General features: G+C 70.0%; 5 protein-coding genes. 1 reads left to right on the top strand and 4 read right to left on the bottom strand.

Annotated features, from left to right (window positions below):
- The first annotated feature begins 202 nt into the window (after positions 1 to 202).
- The gene (locus DCO49_RS19510) at positions 203 to 1111 is read left to right on the top strand and encodes a LysR family transcriptional regulator (RefSeq protein WP_116865398.1); all 909 of its coding nucleotides are present in this window, start codon (positions 203 to 205) and stop codon (positions 1109 to 1111) included.
- Between the two features lie 41 nt (positions 1112 to 1152).
- Here DCO49_RS19510 and DCO49_RS19515 read toward each other — a convergent pair whose 3' ends face one another.
- The 4 genes from DCO49_RS19515 to DCO49_RS19530 all read right to left on the bottom strand — a co-directional run bounded on the left by DCO49_RS19515 (position 1153) and on the right by DCO49_RS19530 (position 4171).
- On the bottom strand, positions 1153 to 2409 hold the full coding sequence (locus DCO49_RS19515) for an MFS transporter (RefSeq protein WP_116865399.1): 1257 nt from the start codon (positions 2407 to 2409) through the stop codon (positions 1153 to 1155).
- Between the two features lie 121 nt (positions 2410 to 2530).
- Positions 2531 to 3157 carry a signal peptidase I gene (lepB, locus tag DCO49_RS19520; RefSeq protein ID WP_116865400.1) on the bottom strand — a complete coding sequence of 209 codons (627 nt, stop codon included), beginning with the start codon at positions 3155 to 3157 and terminating at the stop codon, positions 2531 to 2533.
- A 168-nt stretch (positions 3158 to 3325) separates the two neighbouring features.
- Positions 3326 to 3772, bottom strand: a complete 447-nt coding sequence (locus DCO49_RS19525) for a hypothetical protein (RefSeq protein ID WP_049467841.1) — start codon at positions 3770 to 3772, stop codon at positions 3326 to 3328.
- A 3-nt stretch (positions 3773 to 3775) separates the two neighbouring features.
- Positions 3776 to 4171 (bottom strand): hypothetical protein, encoded by a 396-nt coding sequence (locus DCO49_RS19530; protein ID WP_116865401.1) that lies wholly within the window; start codon positions 4169 to 4171, stop codon positions 3776 to 3778.
- Between the last annotated feature and the right edge of the window lie 138 nt (positions 4172 to 4309).

The following is a 4309-nucleotide window of genomic DNA, read 5'->3' on the forward strand; positions in this document are numbered from 1 at the left end:
GGGGGACGCCGTAAACCCGTCCATGGGGGCTTGGTCGCGGCATCCATGCCGCTCACACCCCCGCAACCGGACCCACCCCGCCTTCGACAGTTGGTCGCTGCTGTTGGTGCCAGCTGCTGTTGGTGGGTGCCGACCGTTGGTCGGCACGGGATCGGATCCCATCTCTGATTCATTTCCGGCTGACGATGAATAAACTGGCCCCATGTCCATCGAACTCCGTCACCTGCGCTACTTCCTCGCTGTCGCCGATACGCTGCACTTCGGCCAGGCGGCGGAGCGGCTGGGGATGTCGCAGCCGCCGCTCAGCCAGCAGATCCGGCAGCTGGAGGAGCTGATCGGGGCGCGGCTGTTCGTGCGCAGCCATCGCCGGGTGCAGCTGACGGCCGCAGGTGAACTGCTGCAGGAGCGGGCGCGGGCCATCGTGCAGCATGTGGAAACGGCGGTCGATGAGGTGCAGCGCGCGCAGCGCGGTGAGCAGGGCGAGCTGCATATCGGCCTGACCCGGGCTACGCCGCTGTCACCGCAGATTCCGCGGTCGATCCTGCAGTACCGGCAGCAATACCCGCAGGTACGGCTGCAGCTGAGCGAGATGAACACCCTGCAGCAGATCGATGCGCTGCTCGATGGCAGCCTGGACGTGGGCATCATCCGCAAGCGTGCGCTGCCGCCGGAACTGGTGGCGCACAGCCTGTTCGTCGATCCGCTGGCGTTGATCGTGCACGCCGACCACCCTGCCCTGCGCCGGCTGTCGAAGCAGGGCACGCTGGCGCTGCGTGATTTCGCCCAGGAGCCGTTCGTGGCGTTCCGCCGCAGTGCCGGGGCCGGCATCCACGACCACATGATCGCGCTGTGCGCGGCGGCGGGGTTCACCCCGCGCATCGTGCAGGAGGCGGGCGAGGCATCGACGCTGATCAGCCTGGCGGCGGCCGGTCTGGGTGCGGCGATCCTGCCGTCGTCGTGCGACCACATCCGGGTGGAAGGCGCGCGCTTCGTGCCGCTGGCCGACGCCGGGGCACATTCGGAAGTGCAGCTGGCCTGGCGCCGCGAAGGGGTGACGCCGTTGATCCGCAATTTCGCCGGATTGCTGCGCGGGGCGTTCGCGGGCGGGTGATGCGCCGCGCTGCGCGCTCGCCGGGCATGGCCCGGCGGACCTCAAGCGGTAACCGGCTGCGGGGCGCGCTGCTGCAGGGCCCAGATGATGCCGCCGCCGAGCAGGGTCAGCACGCCGGTGAACACGCACACGCCCAGCCAATCCCACGCGGCATAGGCCAGGCCACCGACGGCGCCGAGCACGCTGCTGCCCAGGTAGTAGGCGAACAGGTACAGCGCCGAGGCTTCGGCACGCATCGAACCGGCGCGGCTGCCGACCCAGCTGCTGGCCACCGAGTGGCCGCCGAAGAAACCGAAGGTGACCAGGGCAATACCCAGCGCCATCGTGGTCAGCCACGGCATCGACAGCAGCACGATGCCGGCACCGATCAGGCCGAAGGCAATGGTCAGCACGCGGCCGCGGCCGTAGCGCGTGGCCTGCTGGCCCATCCAGGCCGAGCTGAAGGTGCCGACCAGGTACACGCTGAAGATCAGCCCGACCACGGTCTGGCTGAGGTGGTACGGCGGCGCCAGCAGGTGGTAGCCCAGGTAGTTGTAGAGAGTGACGAACACGCCCATCAGCACGAACGAGGTGGCGAACAGCCACGGCAGGCCCGGATCGGCGAACAGCGTGCGCCAGCGCGAGGGCAACTGGCGCAGGCCACCACGGCGGGCCTGGAAGTGCCGCGACGGCGGCAGCTGCAGCCACAGCAGCACGGTGCTGGCCACGGCGATGATCGAGACCGCGCCGATGCCCCAGCGCCAGCCCCAGTGGTCGGCGATGATGCCGGCCAGCAGGCGCCCGCTCATGCCACCGATGGCGTTGCCACCGATGTACAGGCCCATCGCCAGCCCAAGCGCGCGGCTGTCCATTTCCTCCACCAGGTAGGTCATCGCCACCGCCGGCACCCCGCTCAGGGCCAGGCCCAGCAGCGTGCGCAGCACCAGCATCGTGGTCCAGTCATCGACCAGCGCGGTGCACAGCGACAGCAGGGCCGAGGCCATCAGCGCGGCGATCATCATCGGCCGGCGGCCGATCGCATCGGACAGCAGGCCGGCCAGCAGCATGGCCACGGCCAGGGTGCCGGTGCTCAGCGACAGCGACATCGCGCTGCCGGCGGCGGACACCCCGAAGTGGCGGCTGAACTCGGGCAGCAGCGGCTGCACCGTGTACAGCAGGCCGAAGGTCGAGAACCCCGCCAGAAACAGCGCGACCGCCGTGCGCCGGAACGCCGGGCTGCCCTGCTGGATGCGGGTATCGACAACGGAATCGGAGGTGCGGGGGCGGCCGCTGAGGGACGCCGCAGTTTCGCCAGTCATGGGATCGAAGGGCCGTGGGGGCGGCCGACGTGGGGGGTACGGGGACCAGCGTAGACCCCTCGATCCAGTCGATCCATAACCTGATAAGTCAGGATCGATATGCAGAACGTATCAATTCAGCTTAGAGGTGCTTCCACTTGAAGCCATCGCCGCGACGGTAGTAGATGGCCACGGCGCGGCCGTAGACCTTGCCGGCGTCGACGAAGCCGAAGAAGCGGCCATCGAAGCTGTTGCCGCGGTGGTCGCCCAGCACCAGCAGCTTGCCGTCGGGCACCACTAGGTCGGCGATGTCGGGGCCGCCGCCCATGTCGAGGTCGAGCTGGGCCTGGCGCTCGCCGAAGGCTTCGGTGTCGCGCAGGTCGGCGATCTGCAGGGGCTGGCCGTTGATGGCCAGGTGGCCGCCATGCAGCTGCACGTGGTCACCGGCCACGGCCACCACGCGCTTGATCAGGCGGGTGCCATCGGCCGGCGAATCGAACACGGCCACTTCGCCACGCTGGGGGGTACCGGTGGCCAGCAGCTGCTGGCTGGTGAACGGCAGGCGCAGTCCGTAGGCGCGCATGTCCACCACCACGCGGTCGCCGGGCTGCAGGGTCGGCTGCATCGAGCCGCTGGGCACCACGTAGTGGTTGGCCAGGGTGTCGCGGGCGGCGGCGAGCAGGCCGAGCATGACCAGCAGCGGCAGCGCTTCTTTCTTCAGCCAGGTGAGCGCGCGTTCGGCAAACGGGGGGCGGGCGGCGGCGTCCATGACAGGTTCCGGTGGGTGGAAGCTGGGTCAGACCTGCGGCAGGCGCGGGAGGTTCCCGGTAGCGCCGGGCCATGCCCGGCGAGCGCGCAGCGCGGTCACTCCTGCCATCCGCTGGGCATGGCCCGGCGCTACCCGGCACGTAAACGAGGGATCCGGCCCTGGCGCTCGTCAGGTGCCGACGTGCACGCGGTTGGCGTGCTCGGCCAGGCCGAGGTGGTCCAGGGCGATGTCCAGCGCCAGCACGTAGCTCTGCGCGCCGTAGCCGGCGGCGATGCCCAGTCGCTGGCCGACACCGGCCGGCAGGCACGGCTCGGCCACGGCGCCATCGTCGTGCACTTCCACGTAGGCGTTGTGCAGGTACGGCAGCAGGCGTTGCAGGCGCAGGCTGCCGGCACAGGCACCGGGGTCGAGCAGGGTTACTTCGCCACGGCTGTGGTCGGCTACGCGCAGCGCGTCCAGCAGCTCCTGTTCCGAACCGCAGGCGCGGATCGCCACGCTGGTGCCGGCATCGATCGCGCGGTGCACCAGCGATTTCAGCACTGGGGCGGGCAGCGGCAGGGCCGTGCGGATCAGCGTGCCGGCGGCCTCCGGGCCACGGATGATGAAGATCGACATGGCTCAGTCCTCCTGCGCCAGGCGACGGCCGACGATGGCCAGCGACAGCGGGTAGCCGGCCTGCTGGCTGCGCTGGTCGACCACCACCGCGGCCGGGCCGTGCTGCAGGCGCAGGCGTGCATCCAGGCCCGGTGCGTGCGGGGCCTGCAGTTCGATGTACGAGGCAGGCATGCGCTCCAGTGCCGCCTGCAGGGCGCCGCCCTCGGCCTGCCACTGCGCGTCGTCGGCCACGCCTACGTCCAGCAGCACCCAGTCATCGGCCTGTGCCTGGCACAGGCATTGGCGCACATCGGACAGGCTGGCGCAGTCGTTGCACAGCACGCGATGGCCACACAGTTCCAGCGGAAGCTGCGGGCGCGGCGCCGACGACGGCGCGTGCCGGATCACCAGGAGGGTCATACACCACCTTGCACAAAGCGCCCTGCGGCGCGGTAGGCACACGATGCGCGTGCAGGCCGTAAAGGTGCGATGCCGGGGGAGGGCGTGGCGCGTAAAAGGTGCGTAACTGCTTCTGTAGAGTCGAGCCATGCTCGACTG

It is taken from the genome of Stenotrophomonas sp. SPM (assembly GCF_003105135.1).
Lineage (GTDB): Bacteria > Pseudomonadota > Gammaproteobacteria > Xanthomonadales > Xanthomonadaceae > Stenotrophomonas.